The following is a 24,437-nucleotide window of genomic DNA, read 5'->3' as shown; positions in this document are numbered from 1 at the left end:
TAATAATATACAGTTTATTTTCAGAAAGTTTTATACAATTTTTATATTAAACTATTAAGTTATAAAAAAGGAGCGGTAATATGTTACCAAATACGGTTCGTACTCCAAACAAGAAGAAGAAATGGATTATTATTGGGGTTATTGCACTAATTGTTATTGTAGCGGCAATTAATATTTTTGTTATGCAAGGTAAGAAGAAGGGTGCATCAACAAATGCTGATGCTGTAAGTTTTGAGAAAGTGACAGAGCGTAAGCTGAATAATACGAAGTTAATTTCTGGTCAGGTGAAGCCTGGTAATATTGAAAGCTTCTATGCAGATCCGGCCAAAGGGAAAGTGAAAGATATTGAGGTAAAAGAAGGGCAAGAGGTAGAGAAAGGCACGAAGTTATTCTCTTATGATAATGAAGAGATTAACCTTCAAATGAAGCAAGCTGAGCTTGATCAGAAGATGGCGGATATGCGTTATGATCAAGGAAAAAAGAAGATTGATTCGTTAAAGAAAGAAATTAAGAAGGCGAAAGATAACGGAGCTGGGAAAGAAGTAACAGATCCGATGGAAGAGCAAGTAAACGAGTTAGAGATAGGACAAAAAACAATTGACCTTGAGAAAGAAAAAGGAAAGTTGCAGAAAGAAGAGTTAAGTAAGAAGCAGAAAGAACTTACGATTTATAGCAATTTTGCTGGTGTTGTTCAAAAGTTAGATAAAGATGCGGCACAAAGTTCATCTCAAGCGTTAGGTGGTCAAGGAAAAGCGTTTTTACAAGTAGCTTCTAAAGATCCATTCCAAGTTCAAGGTACGTTAACTGAGCTTCAAAAGTCACAAATCCAAAAAGATCAAACATTCACTGTAACTGCAAAAGCAAATAATAAGAAGAAGTGGACAGGTAAGATTACAGAGGTAAGTGAGTTCCCAACAAGTGCAGAGATGGCGCAAGCTGGCGGCATGGGTGAAGCAACTCAAAATATGTCTCAGTATACATATAAAGCAAGTCTTGATAGTCAAGATGGTTTATCTCCAGGTTATCATGTTTCATTGCAAGTAAACTTAGAGAATAAGAAGATGATTGCTGTCCCAAGTAAGAGCATTGTAGCAAAAGGCGATGATGCATTTGTTTATGTTGAGGATAAAGGGAAGCTTCGTAAACAAAATGTGAAAAAAGGTTCTACTGATGGAGATTGGACAGAGGTTGTAGAAGGCGTAACAGTGGGGCAAAAGGTGGTTAAAAATCCTTCCGACGATGTGTATGACGGAATGGAAGTGAAAGAGAAATGATTACGTTAAATCATATTGCTAAAACGTATTATCAAGGAAAATTGGCAGTGCCGATTTTGCATGGTATTAGTTTAACAATTCAGAGCGGTGAGTTCGTTTCGATTATGGGACCGTCTGGTTCTGGTAAATCAACGCTTATGAATATTATCGGTTGTTTAGATCGTCCAACAGAAGGCGAATATATGCTGAACGATGTGAATATCTTAACAGCAGACGAGTCAAAGCTTGCTTTAATTCGTAATGAATATATTGGCTTTGTATTCCAGCACTTTAATTTGCTTCCGCGTCTTTCGGCAGTGGAAAATGTTGAGCTTCCGCTCGTATATGGTGGCGTGAAGAAAGCGGAGCGTCGCAAGCGTGCTTTGGAGGCGTTAGGTAAAGTTGGATTGGCAGATCGCGTGCATCATTTACCAAATGAGTTATCAGGTGGACAGAAGCAGCGTGTAGCGATTGCAAGAGCGATTGCGAATAATCCAACGTTCATTATGGCCGATGAACCGACTGGTGCACTTGATACGAAGTCTGGTGAGCAAGTTATGGATATTTTCACGAAGCTTAATGCAGAAGGTACGACGATTGTTATGGTTACGCATGAAGAGGAAGTAGCAGCGTATTCTTCCCGCCGCATTGTACTGCGAGACGGGAAAGTTACAGAAGATAGAAGGTGTGCGGTATGAGTTTACTAGATAGTATAAAAATTGCCTTATCTTCTATTTTAGCTCATAAACTACGTTCAGCTCTTACGATGCTCGGTATTATTATCGGGGTAGGTTCGATTATTACTGTCGTTGCAATTGGGCAAGGCGGGGAAGCGATGTTGAAATCGAAATTCGCAGGTTCTGGTGGTAATAACCTTATGCCAATTCAATTTAAAGCAGATATTAATGATGAATTTGCTATAGGTGGATTTGAAATACCGAAGTTAACGGAAGAGGATATTTTGGAAGTAAAACAAGTGAAAGATGTTTCACACGTTATTACAACAAATTCGACAACAGAGACACTTGATGTAAATGATAAAAAAGCAAGGCTGAATGTTATTGGACTTGATAATGAATATTTTGCGGTTAATAAAGTAAAGGTTGTAAAGGGCCGCTCCTTAAATGAATCAGATATTTCTCACGCGAATAACGTTGTGATGATTAGCACAAAAACAGAGGAAACGTTATTTAAGGACGTAAACCCAGTTGGACAAATTATTGAGATGAAGGGACAGCCAATGCAAATTATTGGTGTGTATACATCAGATAATGAATTTATGGGATTTGAAATGGAAGAAGCGTTAATTCCTCTTACGTTATGGCCTGTTTTATACGGGACAGATGATATTCAAAATATCGCAATTCAAGCTAAAAATGTAGACAATTTAGAAGCAGCAGGGAAACGAGCTGTTGATGTATTAAATAGTCGTAAGCCAAGTGAAATCCCAGGTAAATATGAACTGGTGAATTTAAAAGAACTCCAAGAAAATGTTTCTAAAGTAACTAGCATCATGACGATGATTATCGGTGGTATCGCTGGTATTTCATTAGTCGTTGGTGGTATTGGTGTTATGAATATCATGCTCGTATCTGTAACGGAGCGTACGCGCGAAATTGGGATACGTAAAGCGCTTGGAGCAACACGTAGTAAAATTTTATTACAGTTTTTAATTGAAGCCGTTATGTTAACACTTCTAGGTGGTTTAATCGGAATTGGTCTTGGGTATGGCGGAGCATATATCGTTTCTACATTCGCAAAATGGCCGCCACTCGTTTCATGGGAAGTTGTCGTTGGAGGCGTACTGTTCTCGATGACACTCGGTATTATTTTCGGATTAATTCCAGCAAATAAAGCTGCGAAATTAGATCCAATTGAAGCATTGCGTTATGAGTAATTAATAGTGTAGTAGAACTACACATTACCGTTCTAGTGGGCGGTTCGTAGCCTCTATATGAGGAAGTGAACCGCCCGTTAGAACGGGTTATATAAATAGAAGGAGGCGTTATAATGGAAGCAAATATTAATACGCAAGATGTAGGCGCGAAGAAGCCATCATTATTAGGAATGATTACTTCTCCAGGTGAGCAGTTTGAGAGAATGAAGACGAAAAGTCCGGTTTGGGGGGCATTTGTCTTATTTGTTATATTAGGAACGATTATAGCAACAGCAGTGTCTTACTTAACATTAATTAGTACTCCAGAATTGGCAAAAGAATTAAATGGTGAAACAGGGGCAATGGTAAAAGGATTTACCCTTGGTGGAGGCGCACTTGTTGGTCTATTAGGAACACCTATAGGTCTCTTTATTGCGGCAGGTTTTTATAAAATTATTATGATGTTTATGAGCAATGATACACCATACATGAAAATATTATCGATTTACTTATATGCTAATCTTGTTTATTATATCGGCGGATTGTTAAATGCAGGATTAGGCTTTATTTTTGATGGAAATGGCACTGATGTTTATACAAGTTTAGCTCCTTTATTTGAACAAGGGACAGTAGCACATGGAATTGCCTCTTCAATTGAAATTTTTAATATTTGGAGCCTCATTCTAACAGGACTAGGCTTACACATTGTAGCTGGTTTAAGTAAGAAACAAGCTACGATTTTAATTGTAATCTTCTTTATCCTAACAATTGCATTCGGCGTTGTAAGAGGTTTAGTAAGCGGCTTTGGTGCATAACATATTATTTTAAAAAGGTGACTCTTTAAAGGAGTCACCTTTTTTATTTTTACCCCTATTTCAAATACCACCAACAAAATTTCAAATACTATCTAGTGTAATTTCAAATTCCGTCGGTAGTATTTGAAATTACTCACAGTGAAATCTTTTCTTTATTTTTATATTGTGAAGGTACCGCGGAATACTAGAAAGGTATACCTTTTAGAAACGGGTACTGTGTGAAGCCAGCGACTTTTAAAGAGGCAGTTGTTTTGTATGAAGGGATGATTGTAAATCAAATAAAGAAATTAGGTATTCGTAAAGATTATGAAGAGTATTATCAATGTGGTTTAATCGGTCTTTGGCATGCGTATGAAAGATTTGATGAAAAGAAGGGGTATTTCCCTGCATATGCAGTTGTCACGGTGCGAGGTTATATATTAGAGAGATTGAAGAAAGAGTTCGCAGTGCAGGAGAGATGTGTATGTGTAGGAGAGTATGAGGATATCTTTCATTTTGAGGACGTTGAAATAAGAGTGAAGGATTTTATGAGCGTGTTAGATGAGAAGGAGAAGTATATTATTTTTGAACGTTTTTTTGTAGGGAAGACGATGGGAGAAATCGCTTTAGAGACGGAAATGACATATTATCAAGTAAGATGGATGTATCGGCAAGCACTCGAGAAAATGCGAGATAGTGTAAAAGGATAAAAATAGAAAATAGAATGGAAGGTAAGGAAATACTACCTTCCATTCTATTTGTTATTAAGGTGATGAATCTTGCATGTTCATTTGGGATAATACATATCCAGCTTTCCATAATTGCTGGCTTAACTTATGGGGACTAATTTGTATCGTTACGGTAGCTCCATTTGAAAAATGAATTTTAGCTTGTTTAGCTTTTTTGAAAAACTCTATTGTATGAACATGTTTGAAGAAAAGCCAAATGCAATTTGGAGAAGCAGGAGATTCTGTTGGGAAAGCACAAATATATTCTCTATGATTGATCGGAATTGGAACGTTTTGTTTGAATTTAAATTTTGTTTTTACGGCATTACGTCTCCCTTGATAAGTAGAATGAATATTTGTTAGACAAGATTTCTGTATAAGTTGGAGAGCAGTTTGACAGGAGTAAAGATGGTTCCCGCTACTGTCGATAATTTTTGTGCGGTAATAAGGGTGTTTACATGGTTCAAGCATCATTGTAGAACTAGAAATAAAAATGTTGTTTTCATTATCCATAATTCTATATCCTCCCTTATAATTTTCATTCCGAATATAATTATATATAAATTAAGTAAATTTACCGTTAATATTCTATTTCATATTGTAAATTTTGGCTATTCGTTTACAATCAATAGGTGATAGTCTTTCTAATTTGCATCGCTTGTACATATATATGAAAATAGAAAAGAGTAGGCGGTGATATAGTATGAAGAAAAAGTATATTATTATGGCTTTAGTTGTCGTTCTCCTAGTATATTTAGCAAACAGTAATCCGAGTAAGGGCGAATATACAGAATGGGCAGCGAAGCAGTTTATGAAGCGTAATGATGTGAGTAAGAAGCTAGATGAAGTTCAAAAAGAGAATGAAGAGGGTCTCCTTGGCGACTTGGCATCGGCCGGTAAAAAGTTAGCGAAAAAGTATGTTGAGCCACAAGTTGGGTTATTAATTGATCATTATACGAAGCGAAATGATTATATATTCTTCTCAACATATACGACTGAGTTTGATATAGGTGAAGAACATTATAAGTACGTATGCGTCGGTTTCTCAAAGATTTTTATTCCGATTGAAATGCCGAAGAAAAAAGACGAATCTGCAAAATGATGCAGATTCGTCTTTTTCATTTTATAGAGTAATTGGAACTTCAGATACATTTTTTTCTACAAGGCGAGCTCCCTTTTTTCGTGTATTTTCATCAATGGATGAAAATACAGATGAGGCGAGGATTGTATCCATTACTTGATTTACGACTTGTGCATCGATTGGTGTGATGGGCGTATCGATAGAAAAAACGACTGTTTTTCCATCTTCTTTTGCGAAAATCAACTCTAGTACTTGCATGTTGTTATTCCCTCCTTTGTATTTATCAAGCTATTTATGGGATTTGGGTCTGCCGGTTAAATTGCGGTCTAATAATCAGCGGGGATGATTAAAATCCCCACTGATCCGAGTTTTACTTTATAGTTTAGAAAGATCTGATGTGCTTACAAGTTGTACAGCGTGAAGTGATGATGCTTGTAAGGAAGCTAGAGCATGAGCTACGTTGTGTACTTGATCTAAGCTCGCATTTGTTTTAACACGTTTAAATTGTTTGCTCTTGAAAACTGTTTTGCCGTTCTTATCTAATCCGTTATTTAAGACAAGACGTAAAGTTAAATCCATTACGATTGTTTCAATTGCCATGTGTATCACCTCCTTTCACTTTATAAATAGGGTACAAATGTCATGTTTTGGCGTGAAATTTTTTCTTTTTTTTGGTACCCTTAAAAGATTAAGAGAGGAGAATTCTGGATAATGAATCGTAAATGGTTATTTTGGATTCCTGTATTACTATGGATGGGGCTGATTTTCTATTCTTCGGCACAACCATATAAAAAGCAGGATATGCGTTCAGATATTGAACAATATGTAAATGTTGAATTTGTGAAAGAGCATTTTTCATGGGTATCTATTGATTATGGTGGAGGAACCCCTGTTAGTATTGCGAATAAAGGTGTAGGCGGATTTATTGAGTTTTTCCTTCGTAAAGGTGCTCATTTTATGGTGTTCTTTATGCTAGGTTCATTGATTTATTACGCTTTTCATCGATCAGGTCATTCGAGGAAAAGATGTTTTATATATGCCCTTCTTTTCGTTGCGGGTTATGCAACATTTGATGAAATTCACCAATGGTATACGGGAGACCGTACACCAATGTGGCAAGATTCATTGCTTGATACGTGCGGCGGATTAACGGGAATTATAATAAGTAATTGGTTTTGGAATAGAAAAAAGCGCTAATCTCAAATGAGATTAGCGCTTTTTTTTGCGGGGAGTAAAACCTCCACTGATTAAAGTTTCACTTTATACACCAAGTAATTCTTTTAGTTCGTCTGTTGATAGTTCAGTCATCCAGCTATCGCTTGTGATGACCGCATTGTTTAGAGATTGTTTTCTTTCTAGCATTTCATCAATTTTTTCTTCTAATGTTCCTGTTGTAATGAGTTTGTGAACATGAACAAATCGTTTTTGACCAATACGATATGCGCGGTCTGTTGCTTGATTTTCCACAGCTGGGTTCCACCAACGATCGTAGTGAATGACATGGTTGGCAGCGGTTAAGTTTAATCCTGTTCCGCCAGCTTTTAAGGATAAGATAAAAATGTCATACGTTCCGTTTTGGAACTCCTCAATCATCTTGTCGCGATCTTTTTTCGGTACACTACCGTTTAAGAAGAGAACACGCTGGCCGAATTTTTCTTCTAGCACACGTTTTAGCATGTTCCCCATGCCGATGTATTGAGTGAAGATTAGGCAACTTTCATTTTGATCTTTTATATTTTCGATGAGCTCCATTAACGTTTTTGTTTTCATAGAGCGTTCAACGACATTTTGTGGCTCTTCTTCTTTTAAATAAAGAGCTGGATGATTACAAATTTGTTTTAGCTTGTTCAGCATAAGTAATATAAAGCCGCGTCTTTCAATTCCACTTAATCCTTCGACATTTTGCAGTGTATCTTGAACAAGTTGTTCATATAAGGAAGCTTGTTCACCAGTAAGAGGACAGTAAGCTTTTTGTTCTTGTTTATCTGGTAAATTTAATGCGACTGTTTGATCTTTCTTCGTTCGGCGCAGTAAAAATGGTGAGATAAACCGTTGAACTTGCTGAATTTTTCCTTCATCACGATCTTTTTCAATCGGTGTGACGAAGCGACGTTGGAATTGCCCTAAGCTTCCGAGATATCCATGATTAATAAAGTCGAAAATGGACCAAAGTTCAGCGAGGCGATTTTCCATCGGCGTACCAGTTAAAGCGATTTTGTGATTTGCTTGTAAGTTTCGTACTGCTTTCGACTGTTTCGTATGTGGGTTCTTAATATTTTGTGCTTCATCCAAAATAACAGCATCCCAGCATAATGAAGTTAGTTCTTCCTCATCGAGTTGAGCCAATGCATAAGATGTTAATACAACATCTGCCGATTGAAGGAAATCTTCAAATGAATTGCCCTTATCTCTATTACTTCCGTAATGTAATTGAACACGTAAATTCGGTGCGAAACGCTCAAATTCTTTTTGCCAATTTCCAAGAACAGATGTCGGCGCTACAATTAATGCAGGGCCTGTTTTGAGATTGTTTTCTTTTATATATAGTAAGTAAGAGATTGTTTGAATACTTTTCCCGAGTCCCATATCGTCAGCTAGCAATGCTCCAAATCCAAGCTTTCGTAAATATAACAACCATTCAATGCCGTGTTGTTGATACGGACGAAGTGTTGCGTTTAGTGAAGCAGGGACATCTACTTTTGGAATATCTCCAATATGAAGTAGCTTTTGGAATAGTTCCTCATAATATCCATCTAGTTCGATTTCAATATCAGTAAACGGACTATCATCTTCTACAATTTCTGTTTCAGCCGTATTTGATAAATGTTGCTGCAGGACATCTTTCATCTCTAGTCCGTATTTATCGGCACGGTTCATGAGTTTCCTTACTTCTTCGATAAAGGCTGGATCTAGTCGCATCCATTGACCGTTTATATTAAATAGACGTTCGTTTTGTTCAACGAGTTCAAAAAATTCGCTTTCTGATAAATCAATGCCGTTCGTCGAAATTCGCCAGTCAAAATTAACGAGCGTATTCATACCGAAGAACGATTGTGTTTGTACTGTATTTTGCTTCAGCTGGACACGTAATTTCGGTTTTGTTGCTTTTAAATTTTGCCACCATGATGGTAGTAAAATTGTAATGCCGGCTGCAAGTAATTCATTGCTTGCTTCTGTTAAGAAGTTCCACGCTTCTGTTTCAAAGAGCTCATTTCGGAACGTATCTCCTTCTTTTAACCACGGTATGAGCTTACTAAAACCTTCTTGTGTTTCTGTAATACGTTCTTCGTAATCGTGCCATCTTTTCGGTAAGGAATCGATGTTTTCGTATACATATATGCGATGCGCCCCGCGCTTTGGTGTCACGATTGTTTCAAGCTTCCACATTTCAAATTCTTCTTGTGGTTCTTGCAGTCTTAGTCCGATTGTAAACGGAAGATCATCTTCAATATAACCAATTTTTCGAAGCCAATCTTCTTCATGTAGTGCTGTTTCCAATTGTCTTTTCGTAAAGTCGTAATGTTCATATAGTCTTTTAGCATCTTCCCAGCCGTCATTTGAGCGATTGTCTTGTAATATGCTTTCATTAACTGCTGCTGAGAAAAGAGATGCTAATGTGTCATCTTCAATTGGCGTATTTTGAACTTTCCAAGATGGTTGCTTGGGCCAGTGCTCCATATCTGGTACGAAGCTACCGCTCGTAAAGGCATCCCATAATTCATTTGCATCTTTTGTAAGTGCTGTAATAGGGCCGTTCAGTTGAATATGTGCAAAGGAATTCATCGGTTTGTTTGCAATGTATTCAAAGGCTTGTGCATTTGTTAGCAGCACACCTTGTTTTCCTTCGAAGGTTGCTTCTTTTAGAAACGTACCGTAGAAAGAAGTGGAGTGCCATGTGAATGCATTTCGTTTCCAACTTGTTACGGATAATGGAGTACCGCTGTCATCTTCTCCCCAAAGGAACCAACCTTGACTAACATGCTGGAGCCTAATTGTTACTTCAGTTTGATTGATCATCGATTAATTTTCCTTTCCGTAATTCCTCTTGTAGTGCACGCAGACGTGAATGGAGATTGGCGATGTGAATAATGAAAGCATCCCATTCATCGGTGCGTTTTAATCGTTTATATAATGTACGTAATTTCTTTAAGTAACGAACTGCGCGTCTATATGATTTACGATTTCGTTCTTCAATTGCTTCTACAGCAGCAAGATGATAAAGAGGAAGTGCTGCTTCTGGCGCTTCTTTTTCAATATCTTTCAGTGGTTCTTTTAACAGTTCAATTGCTTCAAACCCATATAAGAGATGAAGCTCTGCCCATGTACGATACTGTTTTTTCGCGAGTACGTACTGTTCATAGTTTGTGAAACTATACGGTAATAGTTCCTGCAAGATCATTTCAAAACCAGCTTGTTCATTTGTATGTGTTGCATATGTTTCATACATGATTACAAATAGCCGAACGATATCTTTTATAAAAATCGTATTTTCGTGATCTTGGATCGTTTTCTTTACTTGTTTATACGTAAAGGAAAGCCAGTTTTTCGCACGATCCCACTGCATGGCACTTAATAGTTCTTCTAACCAATAGAAGTATAGACTCACAACAGAAGCAGGTTGTTTCTTTAGTAAGTCCATCGCTAGTAGATCTTCTTCATTTAAAAAGAGAAGGTGAGAAGACGCTAACGCTTTAGATAGTGGATTAATTTTCGTATCGATTCGTTTTTCTTCCTCTTGTATTTTCTCTTTATTGTTTAAAAGTTCACTCCATATGTGGCGATAAATGAAAAATCGCTCTTGCGTATAAGCGTCGGTAGAGAAGAATACTTCATGAACGAGACGAGCTGTTTCTTGCAAAATTATTTCAGACTCTGAAGGAATCGCTTCTGATTGTAAGTCCCGAACGATGGATTCCACTTTGTCTACAAATAGGCGAACGACATTAACAGGTTGGTGATAAGAATATGTTTTGTTTGCTTCGAATGCCTGGATTTCTTCTAATAATTTTTGAAAGCAGTAAAGTGCTGCATGTAACCTGAATAATTCATGTATGGCGATTACGCGCGGAGCTTTGCGCTCAAGTTTCGTATAGAAATCTGTAAAGATACTCATAAGAAAATACATTTGTTTATAAGTAAGGCGAGCTTGTTCTTTTTTAAATGATTCATATTCTTTTTCAAAATACGATTCCCAACTTTTATAATCCGTTTCTTCAAAAGCTGATGATTGCAATACTTGTCTTGCAGTTCGAATAGGAGGAAGGGAAGGTTTCGTATTATTTTTAAATAAAGTTAATACATCTCCTACTTGCCCGAAACTAGACGCTGCAGATAGTAATACAGCGAGCATATGCTCACATTGTGTTGGTGCGAAGCAATCACAATAACTTTCAGCTACATTACGAATCGGAATATGAACGCTATATACGTTGCCTTCCGCATCTACAGTTCCTGATAGTGTATAACCATCAAAGTCAACGTTATAGACAACACCACTACGATATAGGTGCCGAGCTGTAGCGACATGTTCCTGATCAGCTGTTTGCTGTGGATCTAGTCCTTGAACGAACTCATTCGCAATCATCATAATTTCATCTTTCGTAATTGAGTGTTGCAGCATAATATTCCTCCGTACACATATTTCTTTCCTTTACCATTATAAACAAAAAATGCTCAAAACAGAAAAAATGAAATTTGGATTACATAACTTGAAAATCATGGTAATATATAAAATGTTAATTTCATATATGAATATATATGTATATTAGGAGAAATGATTTGTCAGATTTACAGACGAAGTTAGGTAGTGGAATGAATAAGTTACAAGAAGGAATAGAACAAGGGAAAATGAAGTTGCAAGTTGCACAAGAAATTGCTCAATTGAAAAAGGGAATGCAAGTGCAAATGCAGAAAAAAGCAGAGGTTCTATTAGAGGTTGGACAGCAAGTGTATGTTCAATTAAGAGGAAGTGGAGTAAATGAAGCGAGCTTAAAAGAAATGATTGCTCCAGTTCAAGAATTTGATGTAGCTATTTATCAAGCAAGAAAGCGCATTGTTGAATTGCAAAAACAACAAGGTGAAAAAGCTACATGTGAATGTGGTGGACCTTTATCAATAAATGATAAGTTTTGTGGTTCGTGTGGAAAGCCTAACCCGATGTTAACAGTAGAAAATGAAGGTGAAACGGTAAATTGTATTTCATGTAATGAGCATATCGATAAAAACTCTACTTACTGTCCAGTTTGTGGAATTAAGCAAAGTGGGGAGTGAATTAAATGTATTGTCGCACATGTGGAAAACAACATGGTGAAGAAGTAAATTATTGCCCAAATGAAGGTAGTATGGAGATTGCAGGAGCTATAGATGCAGTAACATTAGAAAAAGATACTGCAAAATACTGCAGAGGTTGTGGCAGTGAAAATGCTCAAAAAAATTTATATTGTCAAAAGTGTGGGTATTCTTTATCTGTTGTGAAGAAAAAAGAACAAACTGTAAAATTGCCTACAATGGATGGTGCTCCTAAAGTTGAATTTAAAGCAGATAAAGCCGTTTTACAAAAAGGTTTTATTGGTGGGGCTGTTGCAAGTATTCTCATGTTAATTGCTGGTTGGATTGGTAGTTTATTATTTGCCTCTATGTTAAGTGAGATGTTTAGCAAATTTGCGAAAGAATTAGAAATGTTGCCAAGTTTTTATTCGAGTGCAACTTCTACGATGTTAAGTTACCATTTACTTGGTTTTACAGCTAACGATGATAGTGGATTGATATTTTCTTTATCTTGGCATACTCCATTTACATTATTATTAATCATTCCATTTATTATTTTCGCTGGTACAGGAATTTGGTTAGGGAAACAGCATGTTGCGAAAACGATTAAAGATCAAATCTTTATGGCAGCAACAGTTGGTATTATTTATGGAGTCTTTTTATTCATTATAAGTTTTATAGCATCACAATCTTTTGCAATCCCATTCTCAGAAGCAGGTAAGATTACGGTTGGCTATTCAGCGATGAAGAGTTTATTGAGTGGTTTTGTATGTGGGACATTATTTACCTTATTAGGATTTATTGCTCATACAAGCAAAAACAATATGGCAGCAGCATTTCAAGAGTTAATGCCATATGGAGCGTCTGTTTATTACGGTGTTTCGGCTATGATAAAAGGACTTTTAGTAACAGCAGTAGCGGTTTGTATTATGGCGTTAGTAAGTAAGGAAGACGGTATTGAACCATTAAAAGAAATAACAACTTTAAAATCTGAAAGTACATTATTAGCATTAGAGTTAACACCTCAATTATGGAGTATGGCTCATTTTGCGCCGTTAGAAGTATCAAGTCCAGCACTTAGTAAGGAATTTACTAGAATTGGTAAGAAATCAAATGCATATGAGAGCACACTATCGTTTTCATTTATATCAGGCGTCTCTGTAAATGGCGTAGAGCTTAGAGAGATATTGATTTCAAAAGGAGCAAATGAGGAAAGCCTTGCAGAATTTGATAGAGTGAATAACGTATTCCATTATGGTTTATTACTGCTTATTATTCCATTGTTCTTTATGTTTAGAGCGGGAAGAAAGTTAGCTAAATTACCGACTGCCAATATATATATTACATTAGCGGTATGTAGTGGTTCTTACACAATTATGATGATTGTAATGAATATGATTTCTAAGTTCCAAATTAATGTTTCAGGAACGGTAACAGGTTTATTTGGAACAAGTGGAACGGTATTATCTATGCAAAATTCATTTATATATTGTAACTACTCAGCTTCTTCAAATAAAAAAACAGGCCAAATACATGTTTCCGATTCGAAAACATGAAAAGAAAATACTCCAATCAGAGAAAGAATCTATGCCAAATAGAGAAATTCTCTTATGAAGTCGTGTTATTCCAAGGAACCGTTCTAGTTTCTATGACTTGGTTTATCGCTTGTAAGACCGATTGTTTTTGTTTTTTCATGGTACTCATAAAGCTTCGTATCTGACAAAAAGATTCTGCGCCTTTCTTACTTCGGAAAGTCCCAGACACTTTCTGTTTTACTTTCGTCATCCGAATATCCCGTTCTGCTTGATTGTTATCAAATGGAATGGCTGGATGTTCTAAAAACGCTAGAATTCTGTCAGAATACTTGACGAAGCGATTCCATAAATTTTGAGAAGGCGTCTGCTTTCCTTTCTTCTTTTGTTTCGTGGAAAGAATCTGTTGTTCTTTCAATATGGATTGATACATAATAAACAGATTCTTTTGCGTCGCTTTTGGCATGGTACCTTCGGATTGCTTTTTCATCGTCAACGCTTGCGTTAGAAATTTCTGCATCTGTTGTGCCCATTGTTCTCCAGTACTATCTATAATTCCTTGTAAATCTCGTAAGAGATGGGCATTACATAAAACGTGACGACAATCTGTATACGCATCATACGATTTCCAACCATCATGCATCGCAATTCCAGAAAAAGATGGCAAGATTTCTCCAGCATCCATTGCTTCTTTTCCACGTTTTTGATGAATATGTTGCAATGTCACCTCCGGTGTACTGGCAGTATGTAACCATTGTGTTTTGTTTTCTACACGCATACCAGTTTCATCAAAATGGACAACAGGAGACTGCAGAATCTTTTCCTTTACTTCTTTTATGAATGGCTGCAATTGAGAAGCGAAAGCCTGTGTATGATTTACCAGGGTTCCTTCGCTTATAGAATGTCCAAAACAATCCTGAAAGAATTCTTTTGTTCGCTTCAAAGAAATGCATTGATAATGCGTTAAATAGGGAATCAGTCTTTTTATATTTGGACCATATTGAACAGGACGAGATACTGTCGAAGGAAATTGGGCTTCTTGGATAGAATGGCAATGTGGGCATTCTTTCTGTTCTACTTTATGTTCTGTCACTTCGATCTGAATAGGTGGTAAGTCATACACTTGGCGAATGCGATACCCTTTTACAGGCTCGTGGTTCAAGGAAGTATGACAACAAGTACAATATGTAGGAGAATGTGTAATCGTATGATCTGGAGTCGCTGTCAAACCAAGAGTATGTCCCTTGTGGCCCAACTGGCCACCCGTTTGACGATGAGACGGTTTGCGCAAACTTTTTGTAACGGGCTTACCCAAACCATCTGTAGAAGGTGGCTTATGACTATTTTTGGAGTTTTTTTTTGAAGCATTTTCTAGTTCTTGTATACGTTTTTCTAACTTAGAAAATGTTTCTTCAAATAAAGAAATAACAGCTTCAGGTCCTTTTTTATATGTATCTAAAATAATTTTTCGATCGACCATAAGATTCACCTCCCCTGTTTGATATACTCAGTATTTACAAATGGGAGGCATATGAAACTAGTAAAATTTAAAAAAGACACCGAAAGGTGGCTGAGTAGTTACTATATATTTAACTTTGTTTAGCTTGATTGTGACATATGTAGCAGCATTTGCTGGAATGAAATTAGCTAAAAAATAGGAGGAGAGCACGTTGAAGTTTTGTGGAACATGTAAAAAGAATGTTGCAGACCATTTGAACTTTTGTCCTGAGTGTGGGAGTAAAGTAGAAGTAATCGTTGATAACACTGCTGCTTCATATACAGAATTACAAACCGAGACAAAACCAGTGAAAAGTAAGAAAAATTTATTTGTAATCATTGGTTTTGCCATTATTGCTGCATTATTATTTGGGGCATATAAATTTGGAGCATATAAGTTTTCAAAAGAAAAGCAAGTAAATGTAATGATTGAAGCATTCCAAAAGAAAGATATTAATGCAATTGATGAGTTTGTAAAAGCAAATGATTCAAGCTTAAAGATTAAGACAGAGGATCTTAAAGCGTACATGCGTTATTTAAAAGAGAATCCTTCTTACAACAAACAATTACTGTCTTATTTACAGAAAGAGACAGTAGATCAAAAGTTAACAAAAGATAAATCTTCATTTAAGGACGGGGAAATAGTAGAAGAGGGAAAAGAGTGGTTCTTATATCCAAAGTATAAGTTCAGCATGAAATCTTATTATATGAGCGTTAGTACAACTGCAAAAAATGCAGAAATATATGTGAATGACAAAAAAGAAGCAGAGCTTTCTAGTGATAAAACTTCGAAAGAGTTGGGGCCATACTTCCCAGGTACATATGTTGTAAAGGCAACGGCGAAGACAGAACTTACTGAATTAGAAACAGAGAAAGAAGTAGATTTAGCGGATGAACAGAGCGAGAAGGTGAAAGTGGATTTATCGCTTGAAGGCAAGTATGTAAGCATTTCTTCTGATGAAAGTGATGCAACTGTATTTGTGAATGGGAAAAAACGTGGAAAATTAAATTATGGAAGTTATAAGCTTGGCCCTGTATCCACAGATGAAACAGTAGAAGTACATTTAGAGAAAACTACTGATCTTGGTGTGATGAAATCTGAAAGTGTTAAAATTGGAGACCAAAGCACATATTACTTAAAATTCCCGAAAGAAACATCAAGTTCAGCAGTGGGCGAATTTGTAAGAAATCATATTTATGATAACGTACGTGCAATTTCATTAAATGATTTTAGTTTAATTGAAAATAATTATGATAAGAGCGGGAAATCGTATAAGGAAGACCGTGATTATATACAGTATTTACACAAAAAAGGAATTACAGAAGACTTATTAACAATGGAAGTTCGTAATGTAGAGCGTCAAAGTACTACGAAATATAAAGTAACGACATATGAAGAGTACCATATTCGTTACGGTGATGGATCTGTGAAGTTCAAAAGTTTTAATAACGAACATATTGTAACTGTGAATGGAAATGGAAAGATGTTGTATCATTCTCTTGGTGCAAATAATACGTTGAAATCAGAAGATGTATCTGGTCCAACTCGTTAATATGAGAGAAGCTGTTCAATATTTGAACAGCTTCTTTTTTGTAGCTAAATCGATATTTCGTGTCGAACCGTTGATATATCGTAAGTTATGATAGATATAATCGAAAAATCGTTGATATATTACGATTTATGATAGATATAATTGAAAAATCGTTGATATATTTTTTTACAATTATGAGTGTGTTTCCTTTAGTATCGCTTGTACATATGGATCATGTAATATTTGCTCTATAATTGGTAACATGTTTTGTTCAAATGGAATGTCGATAGGAAATGGCTTTTGAGAGCCTGGTTTTATTCCATATTGCACAATTTTGTAATGTGTATTGTTTTCAGACTTGAGCACAATTAACTTATAGCGGTTATCATCGCCAGCGAGTGAAAAATCAATAGAAGTAGCGTTATATGTCACTTCATCTTTATATATGTACGGTTTTGGCGTACCAATCCAGTCTACTTTTGCTTGCACATTCATGGGCGTAGCCTCCTTATATGTATTATAAATAAATACAAGCCAGCTCTCAATAAAGAGAACCGGCTTGTAATTTAGCAGTCATTGGTTATTTTAAAATTTTCACTTTAACAGTTTTGCGTCCCCATTTTTGAGCAGCGCTATCTGATCCAAGTAAGATATCAATACGGTTACCTTTAATTGCACCACCAGTATCTCCAGCGATAGCTTCTCCGTAACCTTCTACCCATACTTTAGATCCTAATGGGATTACTTTCGGGTCAACAGCGATCATTTTCATGTTTGGATTCGCAGTTAAATCATGACCCATTGCAGTTAATACACGGCCGCCATATGTGCCACCGTTTTCGCTCGGGTGAGCTGTATATGCTGTAGCTACAACTGTTAACTCACGACCACCAGATGGTGTGCTAGTTTCAGCAGCTTTCACAGCAGGCTTAGCAGCTGGTTTTGCTTGTGCTACAGGTGCTTGAGCCTTAGCTGGTGCTGCAGCTGCAGCTTTAGCAGGAGCAGTTGTTTCTTGTTTCTCAATTACAGGTGCTGTACCTGTTAAGAAAGGAACATGAACATAAGCTGTTTTCCCGTTATATTCAAATTGTAACCACTCATTTTGTACTTGGTTCGTTGTTTCGATTACATCGTCTTTCTTCAACTTTCCAAGAACCTCTGAGTTTGTGTTCGCTTCAGCACGTACGTTTAATACGTTAGCTGTTACGTAGTAGATGCTTTTTGTGAACTCTGCACTTACGAATGCGTCTTTACCGTCTAAAGTAATTTTTGACCATCCGTTCTCTGTATTTTGAACATCTATTTTATTACCGTTTAGTAATTTACCGACAACTTTTGATTCAGTAGTAGGGTTTTCGCGTACGTTTAGTACGTCTGTTGTTACAACAGTTTCTGCATTAGCAGATGATGTGAAAATCCCAAGACCAAAAACTGCTGCTGTTGCTATACCAATTAATTTTTTCATGATAGCCTCCATTGCGTTTGTTTTCGTGTCCTCATTATAGCAACAGATTTTTTCGGATTTGGGGAAAACACACAATTACAAACCATTCGTAATAAGTCATTAACATCCTGTAATATAACAAAAAATATAGGAAAGCGTTTTTCATTCTATATGACTCATAGGTTTCTAGTTATATTCAAAATATTTAATACAACATGTTTTTTTCGACGTAAATAAAAATGTTACAGGAATGTTACATGATGTTTACTAAACGATTACATTCCTTGAGTATTTTACCGTTTTATGGGTAATATAGTTATATAAACATAAACATTTTGTTTGTGAAGCTATAAACACGTGCTATATACTAGCAAAAAAACCGCATAATTGTTACAAAACGAAAGGGTTGCAAGGAAGAACTTTGCCCTTTTTTACATATGTAACACATCCTTTTTTAGGAAAATACATTCCTATCCGCGTTTTTCTCACACAATTTGACAGCAGTATTTCTAACTTGTAGCTCTTGCAGAGTGAAAAAGTTATACGAAAGGTAAGGCTGTCTATAAGAATTCGAATTGGTGAAGGTGAAAGTAAGAAAATCACCGCAAAATTATAGTTTTCTATCCGATTTTACATATCGGAATTTATGTTATTTACAAAAGCGAAACCTACGAAGGGGGATTTGATGAGGAAACTGACAAAAACATTCATCGTTTCATTAACATTATGTATTGCATTTACAATTTGGGGGATTATTCCCGAATCTATTATTGGAAAAGGTAGCTTAGGAAATGTAACAACCGCAATTCAAACTGCATTAGTTAGTAAGTTCGGGTGGTTTTATATTATTTCCGTGTCTATTATTTTAGGTGTGTCTATCTTTTTAATTGTTTCGAAATACGGTTCTATTCGTTTAGGTAAAGATGATGATGAACCTGATTATAGTTATATGACATGGTTTGCTATGTTATTTAGTGCTGGTATGGGTATTGGCTTAGTTTTCTGGGGCGTTGCCGAACCATTAAACCATTTATACGCACCTCCGTTTGGAGATAGTGCAACTGAGGAAAGTGCGCGCCTTGCACTGCGTTTTTCGTTTTTCCATTGGGGATTACATCCTTGGGGACTATATGCGTTTGTAGCGTTATGTATTGCTTACTTTACTTTTAGAAAAGGAAAAGCAAGTACGATTAGTGCGACAGTAGGTCCGTTATTTAAGGGCGGGGAACACGGGCGTATTGCTCATTCATTTGATGTGTTAGCTGTTTTCGCAACTGTATTTGGTGTTGCAACGTCATTAGGTCTTGGTGCGAAACAAATTGCAGGTGGTGTTAGTTATTTAACATCTATCCCGAACTCATTAACGACTCAGTTAGTTATTATTGCAATCGTAACAGTATTATTTATGTTATCTGCGCAAACAGGTCTTGATAAAGGAATTAAATATTTAAGTAATACGAATATTATTTTTGCATTTGCACTTATGATCATTGTATTATTTGCAGGTCCAACAAACTTTATTATGAATTACTTCACTTCAACAATCGGTTCTTATATTCAGGAATTGCCAAGTATGAGTTTCCGTTTAAGTCCATTAGACGAAGGTGGGAATCAATGGATTCAGTCATGGACAATTTTCTATTGGGCATGGTGGATTGCGTGGTCACCGTTCGTAGGTACGTTTATTGCTCGTGTTTCACGAGGTCGTACGATTCGTGAGTTTGTTATCGGTGTGTTACTTGTGCCGACCGTAATTGGTGCACTTTGGTTCTCTGTGTTCGGCGGTACTGGTATTCATATGGAGCTGTTTGGTGATGCACATATCTTCGACAAAGTGAAAGAAATGGGAACAGAAGTAGGATTATTCGCTATGTTCGATCAGATGGGCAGCTTTGGATCAGCTTTATCAGTTTTAGGTATTTTACTTATTGCAACATTCTTTATTACATCTGCAGACTCTGCAACATTCGTTTTAGGGATGTTAACGACACATGGTAGTTTAAACCCACCCAATCGTATTAAAATGATTTGGGGTATCGTTCTAGCCGCGATAGCTTCTACGCTATTATATATTGGCGGATTAGAAGCCTTACAAACGGCAGCTATCATTGCAGCATTCCCGTTCGTCTTTGTTATTTTCTTTATGATGGCAGCATTATTTAAAGAGTTACAAAAAGAAGGACGTATGAAGCGTCATTAATAATAGAAGGAAAAGAGCTGATTTCATATCAGCTCTTTTTTATTTCTCTATTTGCCTGTAAAAGTACGATTGGTGATGGCTAATGAAAGTTTCACTTTATATAGAAGGAATTTGAAATGCGGGTAGGGGAAATAAAATACTTTACCATATAAGTAGTATGCCTTTTATACGAAGAAAAAACGATAGGTTTCGACAATATTCGATACCTTACGAATTCTATTCGTATTTTTGTCAAAAATATGTCGGAAATGTGTTGTCACGTTTATATATATGTGCTATATTATTTCCTGTAAGCGATTTCAAATAGTTTTAAAGCGCATTCAAGGGGGACATCTAGAATAATGAAACGTTACGAAAGAAAGTGGAAGCATATTTGTTTGAAACGTGTGGCACATCGTAGTGTCCAAGAAAGCACGGAACCTAAGACTGAAACGCGCAAAGAACAGCAAGAGAAGCAATTGGTTCTACAAAAATAGCAATCACTTTTTCGTATATAAATGAAGGTCGATCGTTCGTTGGGGGATGGACGTGAAATTACTTTCAGCTAAGGGGTATTGTCTGATATATAATTTATACGGCAATAAATAAGCACAGAGCATACGGCGCTCTGTGCTTATTGTTATTATTTCTCTTTTTTGAATCGAACTGTCTTATCCCAGCCAATGACTTGTTTCTTGCTCTTTGCACGTAAGTATAAGATTAAGCTACGAATAAATAAGTACGTAAAGAGCTGTGCGTACGTAAAGTACATAATAACGCTAATAAAAATATTAGTCGGTGTAAAGGTTCGTTCGACACTCTGGGCACTAAATAATTGAGAAACATATGTAATATATGCGACATACCACATAAATAGTAGCGGGATGCTATATTGAATTTGGAATATCCCGAGTAGCCCAATTACAAACCAAACGTTCGAAATGATTAGGAATAGCCAAAATACAACATACACTAGAACTTGTTGTAAGGAATGGACGAGAAGTTTTCCTTTAAAGAAACTTAATGATGAGAACATTTTTTCTAAAATGTATAAATTCCCTTGGAGCCAACGTGTACGTTGTTTAATAAGAATTTTTAAATGCTCTGGTTCTTGTTCCCAAGTAACTGATTCTGGGACGATTGGTAAGAGATAACCTTTTTGTGTAATTCTTAATGTTAATTCAGCATCTTCTGCAATTGCATAAGGGTCATAGCCACCAAGCTCTTCTAGTGCGGAGCGACGAAGAAGCATATTTGTTCCTGTCAGTGAGCCTGTTTGGAATAGTAACCAGCGTCCAGATTGCATAAGGAGCTGGAAGATTTGAAATTCCAGTGAAATCATTCGCGTCAGCCAGTTGCGCTTTTCATTTACTGTACGAACATGTCCAACAGCTCCAACAGCATCTTCAGTTGTTTCAGCGTGTTCTACAAGCATTCGCAGTGCGTGTGGTTCAGGCTGGTTATCTGCATCGTACACACAGAAGTATTCACCATCTGAAATACTAAGGCCGTAGTTTAGTACACGTGATTTACCCTTCGGTTCACCGGGTGGAACACGAATATGGCGAATATGAGCATAAGCTTTGTCGAAATCATCGCCAATTTCAGGTGTTTCATCTTGAGAGTTATCATTTAATAAATAAATAGTTAGTTTTCCTGGATATTCAATCTGCGCCATCGCCTCTAAAGTATCTTTAATAACGACGCCTTCATTATGGGCAGGTATGAAAATATCGACGCTTGGATAATGGTCTAATGTACGATCTTTTCGTTTACTATTTCGGTGAATTAAGCCCGCGATTGTTAAGAAAGAGTAGTAAACGAGTAAGCCAGAGAATAGAAAGGCCGTAAAAATAAGTACATATTTAATTGAAAATGTGATACTAATCCAAAAAACGAGTACGCAAAACAGAAGGAATAAAAGAAGTATAACGAGAGTCATCATAACAGTGTCTGTCCTTTGTTTCCAATTTGCTCGCGTGAAATTTTTATATCTCGGATTGCTTCAGCAGCAAGCCATTGCTCCATTTTTGGCTTTAGGCGGTTCATTACAATGTCAGCACCAGCTTCATTTGTGTTTTGTAATAAAATAACTAGCGTATTATTATCATATTCAGCAGCAAGGTCAAAATCATTCCTTACCGTTTCAACTAATAAGGAAGCTACACGGTCCATAACACTTTCCTTCGTATATTTACTAAAGGGAGTGAAATCAAAGTAAATGATAACGCCTGTTTCATTACGACGATTCATTGCAGTTGTTAATAATGCTTGGCGTCTCTCGAATTCTTGTCTTGTTAGTAATTTTGATTCTCCAATATATTGTTCTAACGTTCTCACACGCTCAGTTAAAGTTTTATTTTCATGAATCACTTTTTTCAATAGGTGAGTTGTTATATATACAATGAAGAAGTTAGCTGCCATCAGGAAGTGGATAATCATATATTGCCATTGATCTGATGTACTCCATAAATGAAGACATGCTTGATAGAACAAATAAAATACGGAAATAATGGTTCCTAGTATGAAGAAAACAAGTGCTGTTTTGTCAGCTAAAAATAAGAATAGTACATTTACGATTACGTATATTATTGTAAAAATAAGAGCATGCTCATATTTCGTCACATGTACAGTAGTAAAATAAAATACAATTTGTAAAATCCACATAGAGAGGATTTTATAGAACTTATCTTTCACAAAACTTTCCTCCTTAAAGCTATTTCATCAATAGATACTTGTAGTATGCGCAATTATTAAGAAATTGACCATGTCGTTACATTCTTTTGAAGGGCAACAACAAGTAGTATCTCTATTTTCATTAGAAAAATAAAAAGACTTAAACATTATTGTATCATAATGTTCTTATATTTGGCATAAAGTGATTAATAGATGCATAAAAGACATTTGGATTGCATGAAAAAAGTCTCCTCTTGTAGAAAGAGAAGACTCTATATAAGTTTATAGGAACATCATACCTGCAACTGCTGCATTTAAGAAGTTCGCTAATGTACCAGCGATAACTGCTTTAATCCCTAATTGTGCAATTTGTTTACGGCGAGTAGGAGCTAGCGTTCCTGTTACACCTAATTGAATTGCGATAGAAGAGAAGTTTGCGAATCCACAGATTGCGAATGTTAAAATTAGATTTGTTTTGTCAGAGAACTCTGCCATGTGTGGTCCTAAGTTTGCGTATGCAACGAATTCGTTGATTGCAAGTTTTTGACCAATAAAGCTTGCTGCTTGTACAGCTTCACCAGGAGAAACCCCGATTAAGATTGCAAATGGTGATAATAAGTAACCGAAGATTAAATCAAGGCTAAGTTTAATATCGAACAGAGAACCAATCAATCCTAATAATCCATTTAATAAAGCGATTAATGCGATGAAAGCCATTAACATTGCTGCTACGTTAATAACAAGTTGCATACCTTCAGATGCACCGCGTGCAGCTGCGTCGATAACGTTTGCGTCTTCACGTTCTGTAGAAAGTTCAACGTTATTATCTACTTTTTCTGTCTCAGGCATAATCAGTTTCGCAATTAATAAGCTTGATGGAGCTGCCATTATTGCAGCCGCTAATAAGTGCTCTAACGGAATACCCATTGCTGCATAACCGACGAGAACAGATCCAGCAACAGCTGTCATACCGCTTACCATAATAGCGAAGAATTCACTATTTGTTAAACGTGCTAAGTAAGGTTTAATTAAAATTGGAGCTTCAGTTTGTCCTAAAAATACAGTCGTTACTGAGTTTAAGCTTTCTGCTTTAGAAGTTCCAAGAAGTTTACTTAATGCGCCACCAACGACGCTAACAAATTTCTGCATAATACCAAAATGATATAAGATTGCTACTAATGAACTAATAAATACGATTGGAAGTAGTGCTTGAATAAAGAATACAAATCCCCAAGGTCCTTTTGCGTTGACTAAATCCCCAGCAACGAACTTAATTCCCTCGTAAGAAAAATTAATTAATCCTTGAACACCGTCAGCAGCGTGTTTTAAACCTGCTTTACCAGCATCCCATCGTAATACGATAAATGAAAATGACATTTGTAATGCTAGCGCGATTAAAATTGTGCGCCAATTAATAGCTTTGCGGTTGGAAGATAGTAAGAATGCAATTGCTAATACTCCAATCACGCCGCCAATTCCCCATAAAAGATTCATGCAGTGTATGCTCCTTCCTCATAGTAAAAACAGTGTATAAACCAGTTGTCTATACGTTTACGAATATAACATCTTAAGTAACTT

Annotated in this window: 22 protein-coding genes; 11 read left to right on the top strand and 11 right to left on the bottom strand. The window is 36.3% G+C overall.

Annotation, left to right across the window (positions count from 1 at the left end; all coding sequences use genetic code 11):
- The first annotated feature begins 80 nt into the window (after positions 1-80).
- From MHH55_RS26970 to MHH55_RS26950, 5 genes are all read left to right on the top strand, one after another.
- Complete coding sequence (locus MHH55_RS26970) at positions 81-1,274, top strand: efflux RND transporter periplasmic adaptor subunit (RefSeq protein WP_063538122.1); 1,194 nt, start codon at positions 81-83, stop codon at positions 1,272-1,274.
- The gene (locus tag MHH55_RS26965; protein ID WP_000631603.1) at positions 1,271-1,951 is read left to right on the top strand and encodes an ABC transporter ATP-binding protein; all 681 of its coding nucleotides are present in this window, start codon (positions 1,271-1,273) and stop codon (positions 1,949-1,951) included. Before MHH55_RS26970 ends, MHH55_RS26965 begins: the two co-directional genes overlap by 4 nt.
- Positions 1,948-3,150, top strand: a complete 1,203-nt coding sequence (locus tag MHH55_RS26960) for an ABC transporter permease (RefSeq protein ID WP_000054354.1) — start codon at positions 1,948-1,950, stop codon at positions 3,148-3,150. Before MHH55_RS26965 ends, MHH55_RS26960 begins: the two co-directional genes overlap by 4 nt.
- A gap of 113 nt (positions 3,151-3,263) precedes the next feature.
- A complete protein-coding gene (locus MHH55_RS26955) occupies positions 3,264-3,944 on the top strand; it encodes a Yip1 family protein (protein WP_000387925.1) in 681 nt (226 codons plus the stop codon).
- A 218-nt stretch (positions 3,945-4,162) separates the two neighbouring features.
- Entirely contained in the window at positions 4,163-4,633 is a 471-nt protein-coding gene (locus MHH55_RS26950) for a sigma-70 family RNA polymerase sigma factor (protein ID WP_002025078.1), read from the top strand.
- A gap of 54 nt (positions 4,634-4,687) precedes the next feature.
- Here MHH55_RS26950 and MHH55_RS26945 read toward each other — a convergent pair whose 3' ends face one another.
- The gene (locus tag MHH55_RS26945) at positions 4,688-5,164 is read right to left on the bottom strand and encodes a competence protein ComK (RefSeq protein ID WP_000368309.1); all 477 of its coding nucleotides are present in this window, start codon (positions 5,162-5,164) and stop codon (positions 4,688-4,690) included.
- Positions 5,165-5,354: 190 nt separating this feature from the next.
- Between MHH55_RS26945 and MHH55_RS26940 the strand changes: the two genes are divergently transcribed.
- A complete protein-coding gene (locus tag MHH55_RS26940) occupies positions 5,355-5,753 on the top strand; it encodes a DUF4359 domain-containing protein (protein WP_000731405.1) in 399 nt (132 codons plus the stop codon).
- A gap of 21 nt (positions 5,754-5,774) precedes the next feature.
- Here MHH55_RS26940 and MHH55_RS26935 read toward each other — a convergent pair whose 3' ends face one another.
- Positions 5,775-5,990, bottom strand: a complete 216-nt coding sequence (locus MHH55_RS26935) for a DUF2922 domain-containing protein (RefSeq protein WP_001197593.1) — start codon at positions 5,988-5,990, stop codon at positions 5,775-5,777.
- A gap of 117 nt (positions 5,991-6,107) precedes the next feature.
- Positions 6,108-6,332 carry a DUF1659 domain-containing protein gene (locus MHH55_RS26930; RefSeq protein WP_063549091.1) on the bottom strand — a complete coding sequence of 75 codons (225 nt, stop codon included), beginning with the start codon at positions 6,330-6,332 and terminating at the stop codon, positions 6,108-6,110.
- Positions 6,333-6,443: 111 nt separating this feature from the next.
- On the opposite strand from MHH55_RS26930, the gene MHH55_RS26925 reads away from it, so the two are divergent.
- On the top strand, positions 6,444-6,929 hold the full coding sequence (locus MHH55_RS26925) for a VanZ family protein (RefSeq protein WP_001080707.1): 486 nt from the start codon (positions 6,444-6,446) through the stop codon (positions 6,927-6,929).
- Positions 6,930-6,992: 63 nt separating this feature from the next.
- Here MHH55_RS26925 and MHH55_RS26920 read toward each other — a convergent pair whose 3' ends face one another.
- A complete protein-coding gene (locus tag MHH55_RS26920) occupies positions 6,993-9,749 on the bottom strand; it encodes a DEAD/DEAH box helicase (protein ID WP_078187122.1) in 2,757 nt (918 codons plus the stop codon).
- Positions 9,733-11,352: an SWIM zinc finger family protein gene (locus MHH55_RS26915; RefSeq protein ID WP_000939139.1), complete on the bottom strand. Its 1,620-nt coding sequence runs from the start codon at positions 11,350-11,352 to the stop codon at positions 9,733-9,735. The genes MHH55_RS26920 and MHH55_RS26915 overlap by 17 nt, the downstream gene beginning before the upstream one ends.
- 158 nt (positions 11,353-11,510) lie before the next feature.
- Between MHH55_RS26915 and MHH55_RS26910 the strand changes: the two genes are divergently transcribed.
- Together MHH55_RS26910 and MHH55_RS26905 are read left to right on the top strand one after the other, a co-directional pair.
- Positions 11,511-12,002 carry a zinc ribbon domain-containing protein gene (locus MHH55_RS26910; RefSeq protein WP_001281754.1) on the top strand — a complete coding sequence of 164 codons (492 nt, stop codon included), beginning with the start codon at positions 11,511-11,513 and terminating at the stop codon, positions 12,000-12,002.
- 5 nt (positions 12,003-12,007) lie between these two features.
- Positions 12,008-13,555: a zinc ribbon domain-containing protein gene (locus tag MHH55_RS26905; protein ID WP_340881754.1), complete on the top strand. Its 1,548-nt coding sequence runs from the start codon at positions 12,008-12,010 to the stop codon at positions 13,553-13,555.
- A gap of 52 nt (positions 13,556-13,607) precedes the next feature.
- Here MHH55_RS26905 and tnpC read toward each other — a convergent pair whose 3' ends face one another.
- Positions 13,608-15,011 (bottom strand): IS66 family transposase, encoded by a 1,404-nt coding sequence (gene tnpC / locus MHH55_RS26900; RefSeq protein ID WP_100910632.1) that lies wholly within the window; start codon positions 15,009-15,011, stop codon positions 13,608-13,610.
- 190 nt (positions 15,012-15,201) lie between these two features.
- Between tnpC and MHH55_RS26895 the strand changes: the two genes are divergently transcribed.
- Entirely contained in the window at positions 15,202-16,581 is a 1,380-nt protein-coding gene (locus MHH55_RS26895; protein ID WP_078187560.1) for a zinc ribbon domain-containing protein, read from the top strand.
- 171 nt (positions 16,582-16,752) lie between these two features.
- On the opposite strand, the gene MHH55_RS26890 is transcribed toward MHH55_RS26895, so the two are convergent.
- Entirely contained in the window at positions 16,753-17,055 is a 303-nt protein-coding gene (locus MHH55_RS26890; protein ID WP_001102539.1) for a DUF3910 family protein, read from the bottom strand.
- 85 nt (positions 17,056-17,140) lie between these two features.
- A complete protein-coding gene (locus tag MHH55_RS26885; protein WP_000733325.1) occupies positions 17,141-18,025 on the bottom strand; it encodes a cell wall-binding protein EntA in 885 nt (294 codons plus the stop codon).
- A gap of 664 nt (positions 18,026-18,689) precedes the next feature.
- On the opposite strand from MHH55_RS26885, the gene opuD reads away from it, so the two are divergent.
- The gene (gene opuD, locus MHH55_RS26880) at positions 18,690-20,204 is read left to right on the top strand and encodes a glycine betaine transporter OpuD (protein WP_001229103.1); all 1,515 of its coding nucleotides are present in this window, start codon (positions 18,690-18,692) and stop codon (positions 20,202-20,204) included.
- A gap of 622 nt (positions 20,205-20,826) precedes the next feature.
- Here opuD and MHH55_RS26875 read toward each other — a convergent pair.
- The 3 genes from MHH55_RS26875 to MHH55_RS26865 form a co-directional block, all read right to left on the bottom strand.
- Entirely contained in the window at positions 20,827-22,128 is a 1,302-nt protein-coding gene (locus tag MHH55_RS26875) for a glycosyltransferase family 2 protein (RefSeq protein WP_000988746.1), read from the bottom strand.
- Entirely contained in the window at positions 22,125-22,880 is a 756-nt protein-coding gene (locus MHH55_RS26870) for a diguanylate cyclase (protein WP_078187559.1), read from the bottom strand. Before MHH55_RS26870 ends, MHH55_RS26875 begins: the two co-directional genes overlap by 4 nt.
- 261 nt (positions 22,881-23,141) lie before the next feature.
- A complete protein-coding gene (locus MHH55_RS26865; protein ID WP_001051015.1) occupies positions 23,142-24,353 on the bottom strand; it encodes a NupC/NupG family nucleoside CNT transporter in 1,212 nt (403 codons plus the stop codon).
- Positions 24,354-24,437: the final 84 nt, after the last annotated feature.

Origin of the sequence: Bacillus sp. FSL K6-2944 (assembly GCF_038005385.1) — a bacterium.
GTDB classification, from domain to species: domain Bacteria; phylum Bacillota; class Bacilli; order Bacillales; family Bacillaceae_G; genus Bacillus_A; species Bacillus_A cereus.
Note: the sequence above shows the minus strand (reverse complement) of the source record. Positions and strands in the feature narration are given on the sequence as shown.

What these genes read in the sequence shown, in the direction of transcription:
- MHH55_RS26970 (WP_063538122.1), top strand. Translation starts at nt 81, where the DNA reads ATGTTACCAAATACGGTTCGTACTCCAAACAAGAAGAAGAAATGGATT.
- MHH55_RS26965 (WP_000631603.1), top strand. Translation starts at nt 1,271, where the DNA reads ATGATTACGTTAAATCATATTGCTAAAACGTATTATCAAGGAAAATTG.
- MHH55_RS26960 (WP_000054354.1), top strand. Translation starts at nt 1,948, where the DNA reads ATGAGTTTACTAGATAGTATAAAAATTGCCTTATCTTCTATTTTAGCT.
- MHH55_RS26955 (WP_000387925.1), top strand. Translation starts at nt 3,264, where the DNA reads ATGGAAGCAAATATTAATACGCAAGATGTAGGCGCGAAGAAGCCATCA.
- MHH55_RS26945 (WP_000368309.1), bottom strand. Translation starts at nt 5,164, where the DNA reads ATGGATAATGAAAACAACATTTTTATTTCTAGTTCTACAATGATGCTT.
- MHH55_RS26940 (WP_000731405.1), top strand. Translation starts at nt 5,355, where the DNA reads ATGAAGAAAAAGTATATTATTATGGCTTTAGTTGTCGTTCTCCTAGTA.
- MHH55_RS26935 (WP_001197593.1), bottom strand. Translation starts at nt 5,990, where the DNA reads ATGCAAGTACTAGAGTTGATTTTCGCAAAAGAAGATGGAAAAACAGTC.
- MHH55_RS26930 (WP_063549091.1), bottom strand. Translation starts at nt 6,332, where the DNA reads ATGGCAATTGAAACAATCGTAATGGATTTAACTTTACGTCTTGTCTTA.
- MHH55_RS26925 (WP_001080707.1), top strand. Translation starts at nt 6,444, where the DNA reads ATGAATCGTAAATGGTTATTTTGGATTCCTGTATTACTATGGATGGGG.
- MHH55_RS26920 (WP_078187122.1), bottom strand. Translation starts at nt 9,749, where the DNA reads ATGATCAATCAAACTGAAGTAACAATTAGGCTCCAGCATGTTAGTCAA.
- MHH55_RS26915 (WP_000939139.1), bottom strand. Translation starts at nt 11,352, where the DNA reads ATGCTGCAACACTCAATTACGAAAGATGAAATTATGATGATTGCGAAT.
- MHH55_RS26905 (WP_340881754.1), top strand. Translation starts at nt 12,008, where the DNA reads ATGTATTGTCGCACATGTGGAAAACAACATGGTGAAGAAGTAAATTAT.
- tnpC (WP_100910632.1), bottom strand. Translation starts at nt 15,011, where the DNA reads ATGGTCGATCGAAAAATTATTTTAGATACATATAAAAAAGGACCTGAA.
- MHH55_RS26890 (WP_001102539.1), bottom strand. Translation starts at nt 17,055, where the DNA reads ATGAATGTGCAAGCAAAAGTAGACTGGATTGGTACGCCAAAACCGTAC.
- MHH55_RS26885 (WP_000733325.1), bottom strand. Translation starts at nt 18,025, where the DNA reads ATGAAAAAATTAATTGGTATAGCAACAGCAGCAGTTTTTGGTCTTGGG.
- opuD (WP_001229103.1), top strand. Translation starts at nt 18,690, where the DNA reads ATGAGGAAACTGACAAAAACATTCATCGTTTCATTAACATTATGTATT.
- MHH55_RS26875 (WP_000988746.1), bottom strand. Translation starts at nt 22,128, where the DNA reads ATGATGACTCTCGTTATACTTCTTTTATTCCTTCTGTTTTGCGTACTC.
- MHH55_RS26865 (WP_001051015.1), bottom strand. Translation starts at nt 24,353, where the DNA reads ATGAATCTTTTATGGGGAATTGGCGGCGTGATTGGAGTATTAGCAATT.